The sequence below is a fragment of the Bradyrhizobium sp. HKCCYLRH3059 genome (assembly GCF_051168035.1).
Classification (GTDB): Bacteria; Pseudomonadota; Alphaproteobacteria; order Rhizobiales; family Xanthobacteraceae; genus Bradyrhizobium.
Genome location: NZ_JBNPUF010000003.1, coordinates 572681 through 590597 on the forward strand (window position 1 = coordinate 572681; position 17917 = coordinate 590597).

The 17917-nt window shown below is 66.0% G+C and carries 21 protein-coding genes; 10 read left to right on the top strand and 11 right to left on the bottom strand.

All coding sequences use genetic code 11. From position 1 onward, the window contains the following. Window positions 1-70 precede the first annotated feature (70 nt). From ACQR13_RS13395 to ACQR13_RS13405, 3 genes are read left to right on the top strand one after another with little or no spacing between them, the layout of a single operon-like run. Window positions 71-706 carry a phosphatase PAP2 family protein gene (locus ACQR13_RS13395; protein WP_315750282.1) on the top strand — a complete coding sequence of 212 codons (636 nt, stop codon included), beginning with the start codon at window positions 71-73 and terminating at the stop codon, window positions 704-706. Next, a complete protein-coding gene (locus tag ACQR13_RS13400) occupies window positions 703-1050 on the top strand; it encodes a DUF3147 family protein (RefSeq protein WP_315750283.1) in 348 nt (115 codons plus the stop codon). The genes ACQR13_RS13395 and ACQR13_RS13400 overlap by 4 nt, the downstream gene beginning before the upstream one ends. Further along, window positions 1050-1550 (top strand): DUF3147 family protein, encoded by a 501-nt coding sequence (locus tag ACQR13_RS13405; RefSeq protein WP_315750285.1) that lies wholly within the window; start codon window positions 1050-1052, stop codon window positions 1548-1550. The genes ACQR13_RS13400 and ACQR13_RS13405 overlap by 1 nt, the downstream gene beginning before the upstream one ends. Here the strand turns inward: ACQR13_RS13405 and ACQR13_RS13410 are convergent. Then, a complete protein-coding gene (locus ACQR13_RS13410; protein ID WP_315750286.1) occupies window positions 1531-4185 on the bottom strand; it encodes a flavin-containing monooxygenase in 2655 nt (884 codons plus the stop codon). The genes ACQR13_RS13405 and ACQR13_RS13410 overlap by 20 nt on opposite strands. A gap of 289 nt (window positions 4186-4474) precedes the next feature. Here ACQR13_RS13410 and serA point away from each other — a divergent pair, with 289 nt between their 5' ends. After that, complete coding sequence (gene serA / locus ACQR13_RS13415; protein WP_315750287.1) at window positions 4475-5722, top strand: phosphoglycerate dehydrogenase; 1248 nt, start codon at window positions 4475-4477, stop codon at window positions 5720-5722. Between the two features lie 21 nt (window positions 5723-5743). Next, a complete protein-coding gene (locus ACQR13_RS13420) occupies window positions 5744-6223 on the top strand; it encodes a TOBE domain-containing protein (RefSeq protein ID WP_315750288.1) in 480 nt (159 codons plus the stop codon). Here the strand turns inward: ACQR13_RS13420 and ACQR13_RS13425 are convergent. The 8 genes from ACQR13_RS13425 to ACQR13_RS13460 form a co-directional block, all read right to left on the bottom strand. Then, window positions 6132-6554, bottom strand: a complete 423-nt coding sequence (locus ACQR13_RS13425; RefSeq protein ID WP_315717774.1) for a winged helix-turn-helix domain-containing protein — start codon at window positions 6552-6554, stop codon at window positions 6132-6134. The genes ACQR13_RS13420 and ACQR13_RS13425 overlap by 92 nt on opposite strands. Continuing rightward, entirely contained in the window at window positions 6551-7141 is a 591-nt protein-coding gene (locus tag ACQR13_RS13430) for a DUF2478 domain-containing protein (RefSeq protein WP_315750289.1), read from the bottom strand. The genes ACQR13_RS13425 and ACQR13_RS13430 overlap by 4 nt, the downstream gene beginning before the upstream one ends. A gap of 11 nt (window positions 7142-7152) precedes the next feature. Then, window positions 7153-8016, bottom strand: a complete 864-nt coding sequence (locus tag ACQR13_RS13435; protein WP_315717771.1) for a xanthine dehydrogenase — start codon at window positions 8014-8016, stop codon at window positions 7153-7155. A 207-nt stretch (window positions 8017-8223) separates the two neighbouring features. Further along, on the bottom strand, window positions 8224-9318 hold the full coding sequence (gene modC / locus ACQR13_RS13440) for a molybdenum ABC transporter ATP-binding protein (RefSeq protein ID WP_316201169.1): 1095 nt from the start codon (window positions 9316-9318) through the stop codon (window positions 8224-8226). Beyond that, window positions 9315-10004: a molybdate ABC transporter permease subunit gene (gene modB, locus ACQR13_RS13445; protein ID WP_316171718.1), complete on the bottom strand. Its 690-nt coding sequence runs from the start codon at window positions 10002-10004 to the stop codon at window positions 9315-9317. The genes modC and modB overlap by 4 nt, the downstream gene beginning before the upstream one ends. 26 nt (window positions 10005-10030) lie before the next feature. Continuing rightward, window positions 10031-10798, bottom strand: coding sequence for a molybdate ABC transporter substrate-binding protein (gene modA, locus ACQR13_RS13450; RefSeq protein ID WP_315827073.1), 768 nt, complete (start codon window positions 10796-10798; stop codon window positions 10031-10033). A 259-nt stretch (window positions 10799-11057) separates the two neighbouring features. Further along, entirely contained in the window at window positions 11058-12623 is a 1566-nt protein-coding gene (locus ACQR13_RS13455) for an amidase family protein (RefSeq protein WP_316201168.1), read from the bottom strand. A 25-nt stretch (window positions 12624-12648) separates the two neighbouring features. Continuing rightward, window positions 12649-14067, bottom strand: coding sequence for a M20 family metallopeptidase (locus ACQR13_RS13460; RefSeq protein WP_316201167.1), 1419 nt, complete (start codon window positions 14065-14067; stop codon window positions 12649-12651). A gap of 298 nt (window positions 14068-14365) precedes the next feature. On the opposite strand from ACQR13_RS13460, the gene ACQR13_RS13465 reads away from it, so the two are divergent. Then, window positions 14366-14611 (top strand): hypothetical protein, encoded by a 246-nt coding sequence (locus ACQR13_RS13465; protein ID WP_315717765.1) that lies wholly within the window; start codon window positions 14366-14368, stop codon window positions 14609-14611. Between the two features lie 6 nt (window positions 14612-14617). On the opposite strand, the gene ACQR13_RS13470 is transcribed toward ACQR13_RS13465, so the two are convergent. Next, window positions 14618-14806 (bottom strand): hypothetical protein, encoded by a 189-nt coding sequence (locus tag ACQR13_RS13470; RefSeq protein ID WP_172112235.1) that lies wholly within the window; start codon window positions 14804-14806, stop codon window positions 14618-14620. Between the two features lie 53 nt (window positions 14807-14859). Then, entirely contained in the window at window positions 14860-15015 is a 156-nt protein-coding gene (locus ACQR13_RS13475; RefSeq protein WP_316201166.1) for a hypothetical protein, read from the bottom strand. 116 nt (window positions 15016-15131) lie between these two features. Here ACQR13_RS13475 and ACQR13_RS13480 point away from each other — a divergent pair, with 116 nt between their 5' ends. The 4 genes from ACQR13_RS13480 to ACQR13_RS13495 all read left to right on the top strand — a co-directional run bounded on the left by ACQR13_RS13480 (window position 15132) and on the right by ACQR13_RS13495 (window position 17914). After that, the gene (locus ACQR13_RS13480) at window positions 15132-15710 is read left to right on the top strand and encodes a cytochrome c oxidase subunit 3 family protein (protein WP_315750296.1); all 579 of its coding nucleotides are present in this window, start codon (window positions 15132-15134) and stop codon (window positions 15708-15710) included. Between the two features lie 3 nt (window positions 15711-15713). Next, window positions 15714-15977, top strand: a complete 264-nt coding sequence (locus tag ACQR13_RS13485) for a cytochrome C oxidase subunit IV family protein (RefSeq protein WP_315717762.1) — start codon at window positions 15714-15716, stop codon at window positions 15975-15977. Between the two features lie 101 nt (window positions 15978-16078). Then, window positions 16079-16531 (top strand): c-type cytochrome, encoded by a 453-nt coding sequence (locus ACQR13_RS13490; protein WP_315717761.1) that lies wholly within the window; start codon window positions 16079-16081, stop codon window positions 16529-16531. Window positions 16532-16567: 36 nt separating this feature from the next. After that, window positions 16568-17914: a cbb3-type cytochrome c oxidase subunit I gene (locus ACQR13_RS13495; protein ID WP_315717760.1), complete on the top strand. Its 1347-nt coding sequence runs from the start codon at window positions 16568-16570 to the stop codon at window positions 17912-17914. Window positions 17915-17917: the final 3 nt, after the last annotated feature.

Sequence of the window (17917 nt, forward strand, 5' to 3'; positions counted from 1 at the left end):
GACTGTTCCTGAAACCCGTGGTGAGGGCTCGGCGTTGTAGGTGAACTATCGTTCGTCCTTGGCAAGTGCCATGATCCGCGCCATCGGGAAGAAGATCACACCGGCAATTTCGGTGCCCTTTCTCAAGCAAAGTTCCGCCACGGCCATCCACGTCGAGCCGACCAAGGCGGACCGCATCATTGCGGACGTAGCTGCACGAACCACGGAGCCGTGGCTGCAAAAGCTCGCACGCGGCCTCGCGTGGGGTGCGGACGAGAAGGTGTGGTTGGCCCTGACATCGGTGGCTTGGTTGGTGACGCGCGGCCAAAGCAGCCGCGTTCGCGCGACGACCACTCATGCATTGCTGGTCACGGTTGCGGCTTCGGCTCTGCCGCATGCCTTGAAGGCGATCTTTGATCAGACCCGGCCGGATCGCACCACCTTGCGCGGCCATCTCAACGGCGTGGCGCCGTCCGGCCATGCACAGGACGCCTTTCCCTCGGGACATGCGCTGCACATGGGTGCGCTCTACTCCGCCGCCGGTCCGCTGCCGGCACGCGCAAGGATTGCGGTGAGGAGTGCTGCCGTCGGGCTCAGTGTCACGCGCGTGATGCTGCTTGCGCATTGGGCCAGCGACGTCGTTGTCGGATTCATGCTCGGCGCTGCCCTCGAGCGCAGCTTGCGCGCATGGACCGGCTACGAACAACCGGGAGCAAGCCGGACATGACCGAATCCGTCATCCGCTTCCTGATCGGCGGCGTCATCGTTTCGACATTCGCGATAATTGGCGATGTGTTGCGTCCGAAGAGCTTTGCCGGGCTGTTCGGAGCAGCGCCCTCGGTCGCGCTGGCGACGTTGGGCGTTGCGGTTGTCACGCATGATGCCGCCTATGCGGCGGTCCAGAGCCGTTCGATGATGTTCGGCGCAGCCGCGCTCTGTCTCTATAGCATGACCGTGTGCCGGCTGCTGATGCGGCAGCATATGCGCGCATTGAGCGCGAGCCTGCTCGCAACGGCCGTGTGGCTGGTCGCAGCGCTGGGACTGCAGGCGGTCCTCTCCGGAGGGGCGTGATGCTGATCCGCATCTCGCCCTCGGCGCTGAAGGACGGCAAGTGGCATGAATACGTCATCCGCTTTGCGCTGGGCGGCGCCGCCACAGTCGCGACCGGGCTCATTGCCAAAGCCTTCGGTCCTGCGATCGGCGGCCTCTTCCTGGCATTGCCGGCGATCTTCTGTGCCAGCGTCACCCTGATCGAGGCGCACGAGATCAGGCGCAAGCGCCGTCAGGGACTCTCCGGCGAGCGGCGCGGACGCGAAGCGGCCGCACTCGACACCGCAGGTGCAGTGCTCGGCAGCCTCGGCATGCTGGCGTTCGCGGCCGTATTCTCGACGCTGGTTCAGTCAAGCGTCGCGACCGCCTTCGTCGCCGCAACGACGGCATGGCTCGTTGTCTCGGTGACAGCGTGGGCGATCCGGCGCAAGCTGCGTGTTGCGGCAACGACCCGCAAAGTTGCGGGCCGTTGCGATACGTCTCGGCCGCAGCCTCCGCTGGTCAGCTGGCGGCGGCGTTGATCTCCTGCGATTCGCCTTCTTCCGCAGACTGGGTGAATGCCTGCAGCGCCTCCGCCATCTGCATGCGGCCGCCGACGCCGGTGATGACGACGTCGACCATCGTGAACGACGAGTGGAAGTGGCCGTGGGCCTTGAGCTGCCCGACCGGCACGCCGTTGGCGGCGAGCGCCTCCGCATAGGCGACGCCCTCGTCGCGCAGCGGATCGAACTCGCAGGTGACGATGTAGGCCGGCGGCAGGCCCTGCAGCTTGCCTCGCAACGGCGACGCGCGCGGATCTGTGCGATCCGCCGGCGAGCAGTAGATGTCCCAGAACCAGTACATCAGGCCGCGCGTCAGGAAATAGCCGGCCGCGTTGTCGGTGTAGGACGGCCGATCGAAGCTGCAATCGGTCACCGGGCAGACCAGCAACTGTCCGCCGACGAGAGGCCCGCCACGATCCCGCGCGAGCTGGCAAGTGACCGCAGCGATGTTTCCGCCGGCGCTCCAGCCGGCCACCAGCACCGGTCCGTCGCGTCCGCCGAGCTCGGCGGCGTGCTCGGCCACCCAGCGCGTCGCCGCATAGCCGTCCTCGGCCGCCGCCGGGAAGCGGTGCTCGGGCGCATGGCGATAGCCGACGCTGACGAAGATCATGTTGGAGCGGCGGCACATGTCGCGGCAGAATGGATCGTCCGATTGCTCGTCGCCGAGCACCCAGCCGCCGCCATGGAAGTAGACGACGATCGGATGCGGCCCGGGCGTCGCCGGCCGATAAAGCCGATAGGGCAGGGGACCGTCGGCGCCCTGCAATGTGCCATCCTTGACTTCGCCAACGGGACGTCCAGGCGGCCTCGTCGCGTTGAACTGCGCAACGAATTCGCGGGCGCCAGCGGCGCCCATCGATTCGATCGGCGGCAAGTTCATCTCGGCCAGCATGTTCAGCACCAGCCTGACATCCGGCTGCAGCCGCACGATCTCGCCGTCATTGCATTGGGACGCGCCGTTCGGACCTGACAGCTTGAAGCCGAGCATGCCGCGGCTGACGATTTCGTTGCAGATGCCGCGATAGGGGCCGACGCCGCCAGTATAGGGCATCAGGGTCTGCGGCTTGCCCGGCACGTTGGCACCAGTGTACCAGGTGTTGGCGAGCCGATGCAGCGTCACGGTCGCGCAGTCCGCCATGTGGCGTGCCCAGCCGGCCTGCGCAGTCTCCGTGGCCTCGATGGTCGTGAACCCGGCTTCGCGCAGGGCGACGAGACGATCGACGACCCAGTCGACATGCTGCTCGATCGAGACCGCCATGTTCGACAGCACCGATGGGCTGCCGGGACCCGTGATCAGGAACAGATTGGGAAAGTCTGCGACCGTGAGCCCGAGATAGGTTTGCGGTCCGTTGGCCCAGACATCCTCCAGCGATTTGCCGCCGCGCCCGGTGATCGGATGCACGGCGCGGATCGCACCGGTCATGGCATCGAAGCCGGTCGCGAACACGATGACGTCGATGTCGAAGCTGCGCCTGTCGGTCTTGATGCCATCAGCGGTGATGGATGTGATCGGCTCCTGGCGCAGATTGATCAGCGTGACATTGGGGCGGTTGAACGTCTGATAGTAGTTGGTGTCCAAGCACGGGCGCTTGGCGCCGAACGGATGGTCGTGAGGCGTGAGCGCGGCGGCGGTCTCGGGATCCTTGACGATCTCGTGGATCTTCTCGCGGATGAGGTCGGCGAGCAGCGCATTGCCGTCGGGGTCGACACCCTGGTCGGCCCAGAGCTGCGTCAGCATGCCGACGAGGTCGCCCGACGCCCACAGCTTCTCGAAGCGTTCGCGGCGCTCGGCCTCGCTCAACGCCCAGCTGAAGTCGGTGGCCGGCGGGATCGGCACGCCAGCCATCGACCAGCGCGCCTGCTCGCGCAGCCCGTTGCGATCTTCTGCGAGCTGCGCGGCGCGATCGGCCGGGAGCGGGCCGTTATGCGCCGGCAGTGCGAAGTTCGGCGTGCGCTGGAAAACCGTGAGCTGTGCTGCCTGCTCGGCGATGATCGGGATCGACTGGATGCCGGACGAGCCGGTGCCGATCACCGCGACGCGCTTGCCGCGGAGGTCGACACCGTCATGCGGCCAGCGGCTGGTGAAGTAGATCTCGCCCTTGAAGTCGTGCACGCCGTCGATCTCCGGCGGCTTCGGCTGCGACAGGCAGCCGGTCGCCATGATGTAGTGGCGGCAGGAGACGGCGGGGCCCTTGTCGGTCGTCAGCAGCCAGCGCTCCTTGGCGTCATCCCAGGAGGCGCCGAGCACGCGGGTGCCGAAGCGGATGTCGCGGCGCAGATCGTAGCGATCGGCGACAAAGCCGAGATAGCGCAGGATCTCCGGCTGGGTGGCGTATTTCTCCGACCATTGCCAGGCCTTCTCGAGCTCGGGATCGAAGGTGTAGCTGTAGTCGACGGTCTGGATGTCGCAGCGCGCGCCGGGATAGCGGTTCCAGTACCAGGTGCCGCCGACATCGTTGGCCGTATCCAGAGCCACGGTCGAGAAGCCCGCCTTGCGCAGGCGGTGCAGCAGGTAAAGTCCCGCAAATCCGGCACCCACGACGGCGACATCGACCGTCTGCGTTTCACCGCCCGACACCTCCGACGCGCGTGTCTCGACAACCCCGTCTGACATGCTGACCTCCCGATGATTTTGTGATTGGAAGAAAGGCTAGCTCTGCTCGCATGGTTTGTCAGCAGCCAAAACAGCGATCTGCGGTTGTTGCAGTGCGGGCCGTGCGGTGCGGCCGGTATGCCAGGCGCTGATTTTGCATCGCCGGTCAAAAGGCCGCGACGGAGTGGACAAGACCCTGAGAAAGCGACAGAAAGCGACCCTGCCGCGTCGCATTCACCAAGTTTCAACGCATCGCGACTGTAACAACCGCTACACTACGCCACATCCACGACTGAACCAGGCCAGGCCCATGCCGTTATCGCTTCCCAAGCAAAAGATCCGCGTTCTGCTCCTCGAGGGCGTGAACGACTCGGCTGTCCGCATGTTCGAGGCCAACGGCTATACGGAAATCGAGCGGTTGCCGAAGGCGCTCGGTTCGGCGGAGTTGAAGCGTATGCTGTCGGGCGTGCACATGCTTGGCATTCGCTCGCGGACGCATCTCACCGCCGATGTGCTGCAGGCGGCCGACCGGCTGATGGTGGTCGGCTGCTTCTCCGTCGGCACCAACCAGGTCGATCTCGATGCCGCGAAGCGGCTCGGCATCCCCGTGTTCAATGCGCCCTATTCGAACACCCGCAGCGTCGCCGAGCTGACGATCGCCGAGGTCGTGATGCTGATGCGCCGCATCTTCCCGCGCTCGGTGTCGGCGCATGCCGGCGGCTGGGACAAGTCGGCCAATGGCAGCCGAGAGGTGCGCGGCAAGACGCTCGGCATCATCGGCTATGGCAACATCGGCTCGCAGCTGTCGAACCTCGCCGAGGCCATGGGCATGCGGGTGATCTTCTTCGATCTCACCGACAAGCTCCGTCACGGCAACACCGAGCCGGTCGAGAGCCTCGACGAGCTGCTGGCGATGAGCGACGTCGTGTCGCTGCACGTGCCGGAGACGCCGGCGACCGCCAACATGATCGGCGAGCGCCAGATCCGTCACATGAAGGACGGGGCCTATCTGATCAACAATTCGCGCGGCACGGTGGTCGACATCGAGGCGCTGGCCAGCGCATTGCGCGAGGGCAAGCTCTCAGGTGCTGCCGTCGACGTGTTTCCGGTCGAACCGGCATCGAACGCCGATCCGTTCGTCTCGCCGCTGCAGGGCCTGCCCAACGTGATCCTGACCCCGCATGTCGGCGGCTCCACCGAGGAGGCGCAGGACCGCATTGGTGGCGAGGTCGCGCGCAAGCTGATCGACTATTCCGATGTCGGCTCGACCTTCGGCGCCGTGAACTTCCCGCAGGTGCAACTGCCGGCGCGCCCGACGGGCACGCGCTTCATCCACGTTCATCGCAACGTGCCCGGCGTGCTGCGCCAGGTCAACGAGGCGGTATCGCGGCACAACATCAACATCCTCGCGCAATATCTGCAAACCGATCCCGAGGTCGGCTATGTCGTGCTCGAGACCGACGTGGTCGGCGGTGAGGGCGAGGCGCTGCTGTCGGAGCTGCGCGCGGTGGAGGGCACGATCCGCGTTCGCGTCCTGTACGATCACGACCGGCCCTGAGGCTGTGGAGGCTGCCGCGCGATGACCGGCTCGTCTGCATCGTCCTCAGCCTCGACCGTCGTTCTCAGCACGACGGTGCCGGCGCGCGTGCTGCGCCATGATCCGCAATATGGCATGTCGACGTTGTTCTTCGCCGACGGCGAGTTGCGCGTTCCGATGGTCGACGCCGCGATCGACGCCGGCGTCTCCGTGACCATCGAGGCCCGCGATGTGTCGATCGCGCTGTCGCGGCCGATGGATGTTTCGATCACCAACCGGCTGCCCGGCCGGATCGAGGAGATCCTGCCGCTCGATCCGCCCTATGTGCGCGTGACGTTCGATCTCGGTGCGACGAAGCTGCACGCCTTGGTCACGCTGGAGTCCGTCGAGCGGCTGGCGTTGGAGCCGGATCTGTCGGCCTGGGCGATGATCAAGAGCGTCGCGATCGGGCCCGGCGCGGTTCGGCCTTCGGAGCTGCCTCGGCCGCGCCGCTGGCCCGCTTCTGATAGCGGGGATCGGTAGCCTTCTGCAGCTCAGCGAGCGCCGCGGCGGTGGCCGTGCGGGTGCGCCGCTCCATCGAGCGATACAGCGCGATCAGCCGCTCGCCGAACGGCGTGATCTCAGCGCCGCCGCCCCGTCGCCCCGGATGAGTCTCGAACACCGGCGTCTCGAAGGTGCGGTTGAGCGCATCGACCATCAGCCAGCATTTGCGGTAGGAGATGCCGCTCGCGCGCGCAGCGCCGAGGATCGAGCGCTCCCGGCGGATGAAGTCGATCAGCAGCAGATCTTCGGGCGACAGACTTCCGCCGTTGCCGAAAGTGATGGTCAATGCGATCTGAGCTTCGCGCTTCATCCTATTCCGATCCGCTCGCGTTGTGAGCCGATCATGTCACGCGGGCTTCGCGCTGTCACCATGCGGCCGGACCACGCCTCGATCCAGCCGGGACGGCGCGCGACATCGACCGGGACGCATTCGGCGAACACGCCGGCGAAGCGCGTCCACGCCTCCATCATCGCGGGCGATACCGCCGTGATGATCGGAAGCCCGGCTGACATCGCCGAGCCGAAGGCGTCGGCGAGGCCTCCTCCCGCCGCCTCCTGCTTGCCGAACTTGCTGAGGATCACGACATCCGTGCCACGCGCGATCGACTGCTGCACGGCGGCGCAGGCCAGCACCAATCCTTCGGGATCGAGATTGCAGGCCTGCGATCCCGGGCCGAGATCCTGCGAGATCGAGAACACGCGGTCGTCGTCGAGGCTGCGCAGCATCATGGCCTTGCACGGCCTGGTCTTGTCGGCGCTGCTCTCGATCACGCCGGAGACGCGCAGCCCGATGCCTGCGAGCCGCGTGGCGAGCTCATCGAGCAGCTCCTGGATGACGGTGGACGCAGCGCCCTGCAGCGCCACGATCTGACACGTCCCGACCTCCGCGACACCCATGGCAGTCCTCCTCACACGTTGGCGGAGACGCGGCCCGCCTTCCGACCGGTTTGCATGATCGCGTGGACCGCCGAGACAACGCTCGCGGCGATCGATCGCCCGCGGTCGTCCATGCCGGTCCATGCGGCGTGGCGGCCGCGCGGATCGATCTCCAGCAGCTTGACGTTGGCCGGCACGCGCAATCCGTCGCGGGCGATGCCGCGCAGTGCGCCATCGAGTGGCGCCAGCACAGGTGTGCCGCCGAGCGAGCCGAGCTGCAGTCCCTTGTAGACGCGGGTGCCGATGTCGAGCGGCGTATGCCAGACGGCGTCCTGATTGGAATAGACGAAGCGCTCGCGGCCGGCGCCGCCGAGCGCACGCGCCTTGCCGTCCGCGTCGCGCGTGGTGCCGTGCGCCACGATCGCGCCGGTCTCGCAAGGATGCGTCTCGATCGCGATGTCGCAATTGTGCCCGACCGCAAAGCGCGGTCCGATGCCGACGGCGATGCCGGCAACGCCGCGCAGATCCGGCGTGGCCAGATGCTTCTGCATCCGTGCGTCGACGATGACCGCGGGATAGCGGAACGCGATGATGTCGGTGAGATGCATCCCGGTGACGGCGACCTGGCTGGGCTCGCGATGAATGCGCACGACGTCCGCGATGCCCTCGGCCCGGCAGCCGACCACGCCGTCGATGTCGCAGGCCTCGCCATACAGGACGTCGTGAAAGGCCATGCCGCGTCGGATCACCGGCGGAAAGGCGTCGTGACAGAGGACGAGCGCGAAGCGCTCATGGTTGAGCTTGGCCGCGATCGCGGAGGCGATCTCGTTGGTGCCCAGCACCAGCGCGAGCGGCTTGGGCGCGTTCGGATGCCAGGTGACGGCGGCGGCTTTCATGCTGATGACCTCGTGTTGCGAGATCGAACGAGCAAGCCGCGGGCCAGATCGTTGCGCGCCGATCAACTTGTTCATTGCATTGAGGAAAAGCAGGCAGGCCTCGGTTTTTCTGATCCAAAGATGTATTGTTTAGGATATAACATCGGATGCTATATTGTCGCTTATACAACATGTTGTGATGGTGCGGGGGAGGTCGGCGCGTGCCGATCAGGCGATGGGCTCTTCGCGGCGCACCAGCGCGACGCCCTTGACCTGGGCGTAGACGGCAAGCCCTACCTGCAGGCCGAGCTCGTTCCACGAGCGTTGGGTGACCCGCGACAGCAATCGTGCACCCTGGCCGTCCTCGCCGAGGCCGAGCAGGGCGGTGACGCGGTGGTCCGATTGGCTGCGGATTTCCAGGATCTTCGCGCGTAGCACGTTGACGATGGTGCTGCGGCTCGGCGTTTCCAAGGCGAGGCTGACATCATCGGCCAGCACGCGCAGGCGGCGGCGTGTTCCCGGCGCAAGCGGCTCGGCCGGCAGCACGAAATGCCCGCCCGGCACCGCAAGCGTCACCATGCCGTCGATGGCGTCGTGCTTCAGAACGGTGGCGTCGAGACTGACCGCTGCATCGCGGGAGAGCGCGAGCGGCAGTGTCAGGTCGGCTTGGAGCACGGACAGCGGACCTGAAGCCAGGACGCTGCCATTGCGCATCAGCACCAGCTGATCGGCGAGCCGCTCGACCTCCGCGATATCGTGGCTGATGTAGAGGATCGGCAGGTCGAGCGCGGCATGCAGCCGCTCCAGATAGGGCAGGATCTCGTCCTTGGTGATCTGGTCGAGCGCCGACAGCGGCTCGTCCATCAGCAGCAGCTTCGGCTGGCTGAGCAGCGCGCGGCCGATCGCCACGCGCTGCCGCTCGCCGCCGGACAGATGGCGCGGCGAGCGCTCCAGCAGCTTGGCAATGCCGAGCAGCGACACGACCTCATCGAAGCCGATGGCGGTGGGGCCGGACGGGCCGGGATGCCCGTACATCAGGTTGCGGCGGACGGAGAGGTGCGGGAACAGATTGGCTTCCTGAAAGACGTAGCCGATCGGGCGCCGGTGCACCGGGCGGAAGGTCTTCTCGTCCTGCCAGACGTCGCCGGCGACGGAGCATCGTCCGTCCAGGCGGTTGAGGCCGGCGATGCTGCGCATGACGGCGGTCTTGCCGCAGCCGGACGGGCCGAAGATCGCGGTGACGCCGCGCGCCGGCACCTCGAACCGCGCGTTCAGCTCGAAGCGCCCGAGCGTACCGCGGAAATCGACCTTGACGGTGCTCATGACGCGCGTCGCGTCATCTTCTTCTCGATCAGCATCATCGTCAGAATGACGCCGAACGAGAACACGACCATGCCGAGCGCCAGCACCGAGGCTTCGGTCCATTGCGAGGTCTCGACGTAGTCGTAGATCGCGACCGACAGCACCTTTGTCCTGCCGGGAATGTTGCCGCCGATCATCAGCACGACGCCGAACTCGCCGACGGTGTGGGCAAAGCCGAGGATCGCGCCGGTGAGGAAGCCGGGGCTCGCCAGCGGCACGGCGATCGTCCAGAACGCGCGCCAGGGCGTGGCCCGCAGCGTGGCGGCTGCTTCCAGGGGCTTCTCGCCCATGGCCTCGAAGGCGTTGCGGATCGGCTGCACCACGAACGGCATCGAGAACAGCACCGAGCCGATCACGAGGCCTGGGAAAGTGAAGGCGAGGGTGCGTGCGCCCCACAAGGACGCCAGCGCCCCGCCCGGACCGCTCGGGCCGAGCGCGACCAGCAGATAGAAGCCGAGCACGGTCGGCGGCAGCACCAGCGGAATCGCCACCAGGGCTGCGACCGCCTCCTTCCACCACGCCTGCGACCGCGCCAGCCACCATGCGATCGGTGTTCCCACGATCATCAGAATGACGGTCGTGATCGCTGCCAATTCGAGGGTCAGACTGACCGGTTGCCAGATATCGGCCGAGACGTGCAAGTTCATCCTTGGAAGTTCATCGACGTGAGCGCTCAGCTGCCGGACTTCGGGTCCAGAGCATAGCCGAACTTCTCGATGACCGCACGGGCTTCCGGAGTCTTGAGGAAGGTCAGGAACGCGGTCGCCGCCTCGTTGCCGGCGGATGCCTTCAGCAGCACGGCATCCTGACGGATCTCGCTGTAGAGGTTCTGCGGCACCAGCCAGCGCGAGCCGCCCGCATTCGGCATCAGCTGCGACAGTGCGACGAAGCCGACCTCGGCATTGCCGGTATCGACGAACTGGAACGCCTGCGAGATCGTGTTGCCCTGCACGATCTTGGGCTTGATCGTCTCATAGAGATTGAGCGCCTTCAGCGTCTCCACTGCAGCCGCGCCATAGGGCGCGGCGGCGGGATTGGCGATCGACAGCTTGTTGAACGCGTTCGCCTTCAGCGTTTCCTCGCCTCTCACCGCGTTCGGGTCCTTGCTCCACAGAACGAGCTTGCCGATCGCGTAGGTGAAACGGCTCCCGGCGACGCCGAGGCCCTCGTCGACCAGCTTCTTCGGCCGTTCGTCGTCGGCGGAGAGCAGGATCGCGAACGGCGCGTTCTCCTTGATCTGGGTGTAGAACTGTCCGGACGCGCCGAAGCTCAGCACCAATTCGTGTCCCGTCTTGGCCTTGAACAGACCGGCGATCTCCTTGGCCGGCTCGGTGAAGTTGGCGGCCACGGCGATGTTGGCGCTCCCGGCGAACGCATTTGCGCCAGTCAGGAGAGCGGCAGCCGCGCACAGGGCAGCGGCGACGAAGCGCATCGATCTCATCACAATTGTCCTCGTTCATATCGCAGAGACGGGTTCGCTTCGGTGAATTGCAAGTCCCGTTCCGGCGCAGCGCCCGTACCGATGCCGTGCTATATTCATTCGTATACATCAAAATAGACAGGTCGGCGACGTCCCGTCAACCCGAGGGGCCCCTCGGGCAAACGCGATGGGCGTCAGTGTACGACTTTCGACAATCGAGGCTGAAGCGATGTTGGAAACATGACGGCCCGAGAGCCGGGGTTCTCGGGCCGGCGCGAGACTAAGCCATCCGCTCCCAGAGCTGCCGCACCAGCATGCCCGCACGCTTCTCGATCGCCGCGGCGGCATCGAGCGCGAGATCCTCGCGATAGCGGCCGGCGATCAGCTGCACGCCGATCGGCTGGCCATTGTGAACCGCCACCGGCACCACCGCGCCGGGCAGCCCGAGCACGTTGATGGCCGAGATGAAGCGGATATCGTTGAAGAAGATTTCGCGCACGCGCTCCGGGCTTACCGTGTCCTCGCGCGGGCCCGGCGTCGGCTTGACCGTCGTCGGCGCCAGCACCACCGGATAATCCTCGAAGAACAGCTGCCAGGCGCGGATATGGGTGGAGCGCTGCGCCGTCGCGTTCATCCAGCCCGCGAGGTCGAGGATCTCGGCCTTGGCCCGCATCCCGCCCCACGCCTTGTGGAAGTCTTCCGAGGTGACGGCCAGCATCTTGGCCTCCTGCATCACGACCACCTCGGTGGTGATGACGTCGCACCAGGTCTGCCAGACGCCGGAGATGTCGGGGACCTCGACCTCGCTGACCCGGTAGCCGGAGCGTTCCAGATGATCGGCGGCCTGCCGCAGCGCGGCCTGCACCGAAGGATCGACGTCCATGTCATCGGGGATCTTGGCGAGCGCGACCTTGATCGGCCGCTTGGGCTTCTCGCCCTCGAGCGGGGCCGGCACCCACCAGGGATCGCGCGGATCGCGCCGGCTCATCACCTCCAGCGCCAGCCTGACGTCGGCGACGCTACGCGCCAGCGGGCCCTGCGACGACATCAGATGCGCCAGCATCGGCCGCTCGGCCGCGGCGCTTTCGTTGTAGGCCGGGATGCGCCCCTGCGTCGGCTTGATCGTGACAACGCCGTTGCAATGCGCCGGCCACCGCAGCGAGCCGCCGATGTCGTTGCCATGCGCGATGGTGCCGATACCGGCGGCGACCGCAGCTCCAGCGCCGCCCGACGAGCCGCCGCAGGTGATCTCGGGATCCCACGGGTTCAAGGTCAGTCCGTGCAGCGGGTTGTCGGTGAAGCCGCGGAATGAGAATTCCGGCGTGTTGGTGAGGCCGAGCACGATCGCGCCCGCGTTCTTGAGGTTGCGCACGACGGGCGCGTCCGACGGCGCGATGATTCCCATCTGCGCCGGAACGCCGTTGGGGTTTGGCCGTCCCTGGTAGTCGACGTTCTCCTTGATGGTGACGGGCACGCCATGCAGCAGGCCGTCCTTGTTGCGCGCCTTGTCCGCGGTGCGCGCAGCTTTCAATGCTTCTTCGGACAGATCGACGACGACCGCATTCAGCTTCGGATTGACCTCATGCATGCGCGCGATGTGCGCCTCGGTCACCTCGACCGAGGAGACCGCGCCCGAGCGGATCGCAGCGGCGGTGTCGAGCGCCGACCACTGCCAAACCGGTCCTCTCGGCAGCCGCGGCTTCGGCGCGGTGGCCCTCGCCTGTGGTCTGGCCTGCGGCTTCGCCTTTGCGGGCTTCCTGTTGGCCGTGGCGCGCGTGGCCACGCGCTTCGGAGCCGGCTTGGCGGTCTTTGCCGCCGGCTTCTTCCTTGTCGCTGTTTTCGCCATTGTGTTTCCCCCCCCAGTGTATCTCTCAAACGACCGACATGGTCAGCGGCGGCTCGACCTCGGCGGGCAGCGGGCTGACATAGGGCGTGCGCAGCGTCCGCTTCTTCAGGTCGGCCTTGGCGGCTGCGATCAGCGCCGGCTCATTGAGCGCCTTGATGCCGAGACCGGCCATCGCCTTGGCGGCCTGCACCATCGCCTTGTGCGCGGCCGGCGTCTTACCTTGCGCAACGACCTGCCAGGTGTGGAACGGCGTGCCGATCGCCACCGTCGGCGCGTGCACCTGCACCGTCGGCACCACCCAGCTGACGTCGCCGACATCGGTCGAGCCGATCTGCGGATTGCGCTTGGCGTTCAGCGGCACCAGGAAGTCGGCCAGCGGCTTGTCGGTCGGATCCATGCCGATGCTGTAGTAGACGGATTCGATGTCCTTGTCGGTCAGGGTCGCCTGGATCTGACCGGCGAAATCCTTGTCGCTCGCGTCGAAATGCGGCGGCCCCAGCTCCTCCATGATCCCGTGCAGCGCCTCTTCGAGCGGCGTGTTGGGCAGGATGTTGGAGACCGCCGAGATGATCTTCATCTCGACCTTGGTCTCGGTCATCATCGCGGCACCTTGCGCGATCTTGTGTACGCGCCCGACCAGCTCGTTCATGCCGGGCAGGTCGCGCGCGCGGATCGAGTAGCGGACGCGCGCATGCGCCTGCACGACGTTGGGCGCAATGCCGCCGGTGTCGAGCAGCGCGTAATGCACGCGGGCGTCGCTCGGCATGTGCTCGCGCATGTAGTTGACGCCGACATTCATCAGCTCCACCGCGTCGAGCGCGCTGCGGCCGAGATGCGGCGAGGCGGCCGCATGCGAGGTGCGTCCGGTGAAGATGAAGTCGGCGCGCGTGTTGGCGAGAGAGGGCGTCATCACCACTTCCCAGAAGCTCGACGGATGCCAGGTGATTGCGATGTCGGCATCCTCGAACGCGCCTGAGCGCACCATGAAGGCCTTTGCGGCGCCGCCTTCCTCGGCAGGGCAGCCGTAGTAGCGCACGCGTCCCGGAACCTTGTTGGCGGCGAGCCAGTCCTTCACGGCGGTTGCCGCGAGCAGCGCCGCCGAGCCCAGGAGATTGTGGCCGCAGCCATGGCCATGGCCGCCGGTCTCGATCGGACGATGTTCGGCGACGCCGGCCTCCTGGCTGAGGCCGGGCAGGGCGTCGTATTCGCCCATGAACGCGATGACCGGACCACCTTCGCCCCATTCGCCCATCAGCGCGGTCGGGATGCCCGCGACCTTTTCGATGATCCGAAAACCCTGGTGCTTCAACTCGGCGAGGTGTTCGGCGGACGAGCGGGCCTCGGTGTAGCAGATCTCGGGCATGCTCCACACCCGGTCGCTGAGCTCGATGAAACGGGTCTTGATCGCGTCGACGCCGCGCCAGATCTCGCTGCGGTTGTCCATCTCCGGTCCTTGTCCTCTGCTGCCGATAGGGAGCCGGTATGGTTATCAGCTAAGTTCCCCGACGCCTAGCGATCCGCCGCGAGAGCAGCCATGCGGCGCGCGGCAAGGCGCGGTGGAGCGCGCGTCATCCTTTGAGCAGATGATGCTGCGATTGGATGCAGCGCGATGCTTTCGGCGGCGCAGCGAGAAGGGTGGGACGCCGTCCTCAAATTTCGGAACTGCCGCCGTGCGCCGTTACCGCACCCGTCCAGGAACGATCGTGGTCGCGTCCTGTTCTCGTGTCAGGAGTGCGACCGCCATGCGTGCAGGACCCATCACTATCATCGTCGCATTGCTGCTGATTCTCGCGGCCGCCGTCGTCTTCGCCTATCAGGGCATGACCTTGCCCGGCGATCCGATGCCGACCGAGGGCTGGATCGCGCTCACGCTCGGCGTGGTGTTTTCGCTCATCGTGGGGATCGGGCTGATGGTGCTGTTGTTCTACAGCAGCCGCAAGGGCTACGACGAGCCATCACAGTTCGGGGCTGATGATCATCGCGACTGAGACCGCTCAAGCCGGATGCGGCGGATGCTGTGTCCGCGGATGCCGGTCGTGAAGCAGCTTGGCGAGTTCGTGCCTCAGATCGTCGTGACCGCGCATCGCCGTCTCGAACAGCGCTTCCTGGATGTCGCGCGGCATGTCGCCCCAGACGCCGATGGCGGCGTTGCCGAGCAGCTCTGCGAACCGGTTGTCGTCCATGCGGCACCTCCGGACGATCTGACGCCCGAGGACGGCAAAGGTTCCAGGCCAGGTTATTGCGTGGTGAACAGGACAACCGCAATCGCAACGGAGAGCGCGATCGCGGACACGGTCCCCGTGGTCGACAGCACGCCCATGCGCCGCAGCGCCGCTGCAAACACGATGATGATCGGGGTGGCGGTGACGAGGCCGAGCCGCGCTTCGGTCATGGACATGCTCCTGATGTCGATCCGGTAGCGCATCCAGGCGCCGTGCTGTTTGTGCGCCGACAAAGAGCATGTCTGCCGCCCCGATTAGCTTTGCCGACATCTGATCGGAGGTGGCGGTGTCGGCACTCACATACGAACCGGAACCAACGGAGCGCTGGGGCGTGCTCGACGGGTTGCCGGGCGACCCCATGATGTGGGTCCTGATCCTCAGCGAGCTTGTCGCTTTCGGCCTGCTGCTCGGCGCCTTCGTCGTGGCGCGCGCAGTCAATCCAGTCGTGTTCGCAGCCGGGCAGGCCATGCTGGACGGACCTCTCGCCGCATTGAACACGATCGTGCTTGTGACGAGCGGGTGGGCTGCGGCGCGCGGGGCGGCGGCGGCGAGAGGCGGATCGCCGGCCACAGCACGGCGTTGGATCATGCTGGCGATCCTGCTCGGCACGGCCTTCATTGCCGTCAAGCTGACCGAGTATGGCAGGGAGATTGCCGCCGGCGCAGGCCTGGAGACGTCGCCGTTCTTCACGCTCTATTTTCTGCTCACGGGCTTCCATCTGCTTCACGTCGTACTCGGGATGGTCATCCTCGGAATCGTCGGTCGTCATGCCGCGCCCACCAGCGTCGAGACCGGGACGGCGTTCTGGCACATGGTCGATCTGGTCTGGATCGTGATGTTCCCGATCCTCTATCTGGTGGGATGAGTCATGGTCCGCGATCGCCTCACGCTCGCCTGGCTTCAATTGCTGAGCTTCGCCGTTGCCACGCTCGCGGCCTCGCTGCTGCTGCCGAATCGCTGGCTCGCCGATGCCCTCGTGCTCGCGCTCGCATTGGCAAAGGGCAGGGTGATCGTGCTGGATTTTCTCGGCCTGCGCCATGCGCCCGCGCTGTGGCGCGGCCTGCTCGCATCGTGGCTCCTAGGCCTGGTTGCGCTCGCCGGGCTGGCGGTGGCGCTCCGCGCGCTGGTCTGACGGGCCATCGCCGTGCTGCTTGCGCCGCGACAAAGAGACTCCCGGCAGTGCCGGTAGATTGCCTTCACCATCGACCTTCACCAAAACGGAAAGGACGTGTCATGGCGGAACGCCTGACCAAGTCGGCCGCACGGAACGTCTTCTACGGCGGTTCGGCCTTCTTCTTTGCGATCTTCCTCGGGCTCACAGCGCACAGCCACTACTACATGGTCACGACCTCGACCAATGCGTCGACGCTGTCCGACGGAGTCGCTCGCGGCAAGCACGTCTGGGAGAGAAACTCCTGCATCAACTGCCATACCCTGCTCGGCGAGGGCGCCTATTTCGCGCCAGAGGTCGGCAATGTCTGGGACCGTTGGGGCGGCAGGCAGGACCCGGCCGCCGCGCGCGAGATGCTGAAATCCTGGATGCAGTCGCAACCCTCCGGTGCGCCCGGCCGCAGGCAGATGCCGCAGTTCAATCTGTCCGACCAGGAGCTCAACGACCTCGCCGACTTCCTGCAATGGACCGACACGATCAAGCGCCAGGACTGGCCGCCGAACAAGGCCGGCTGAGCCGGCATCCCGTCCCCGTCATGAGAGAGATCCGCGATGAGATATGAGACCCAGAAGGTCGCGATGCTGTATTTCTACGGCGCGCTGACGCTCTTCCTCGCCCAGGTCATCTTCGGCCTGCTCGCCGGCACCATCTACGTGCTGCCGAACACGCTGTCGGTCCTGCTTCCCTTCAACATCGTCCGCATGATCCACACCAACGCGCTGATCGTGTGGTCGCTGATCGGCTTCATGGGCGCCACCTACTTCCTGCTGCCCGAGGAGACCGAGACCGAGCTCTACAGCCCGCTGCTCGCCAAGATCCAGTTCTGGATGTTCTTCGGCGCCGCGGGTGCGGCCGTCGTCGGCTATCTCTTCCACTACCATGAGGGCCGTGAGTTCCTCGAGCAGCCCTTCATCATCAAGGTCGGCATCGTCGTCGTCTGCCTGATGTTCCTGTTCAACGTCACGATGACCGCCCTGAAGGGTCGCAAGACGACGGTGACCAACATCCTGCTGTTCGGTCTGTGGGGCGTCGCGATCTTCTTCCTGTTCGCGTTCTACAATCCGGCAAATCTCGCCGTCGACAAGATGTACTGGTGGTACATCGTCCATCTCTGGGTGGAGGGCGTCTGGGAGTTGATCATGGCCTCGATCCTGGCCTTCCTGATGATCAAGCTCAACGGCATCGACCGCGAGGTGGTGGAGAAGTGGCTCTACGTCATCATTGGCCTGGCGCTGTTCTCTGGCATCCTCGGCACCGGCCATCATTTCTACTGGATCGGCGCGCCCGGCTATTGGCAGTGGATCGGCTCGCTGTTCTCAACGCTCGAGGTCGCGCCGTTCTTCACCATGGTGATCTTCACGGTGCAGATGACGCTCAAGGCGGGACGCAAGCATCCGAATCGCGCCGCGCTGCTGTGGTCGGTCGGCTGCTCCGTCATGGCGTTCCTCGGCGCCGGCGTGTGGGGCTTCCTGCACACGCTGTCCAGCGTGAACTACTACACCCACGGCACCCAGGTGACCGCCGCGCACGGCCATCTCGCCTTCTTCGGCGCCTATGTGATGCTCAACCTCGCGGTCATGGCCTATGCGGTGCCGCAGCTGCGCCAGCGTGCGCCGTATAATCAGTGGCTCTCGATGGCGAGCTTCTGGATCATGTGCACGGCGATGATGACGATGACCTTTGCGCTGACCTTCGCCGGCATCATCCAGGTGCATCTGCAGCGCGTGCTCGGCCAGAGCTACATGGACGTGCAGGACCAGCTCGCGATGTTCTACTGGGTTCGGCTCGGCTCCGGTGTGTTCGTGGCGATCGCGGCGCTGATGTTCGTCTGGGCCGTGCTGGTGCCCGGCCGCGCCAAGCAGGCGATCATCCCCGGCGCCCTGCAGCCGGCGGAGTAAAAC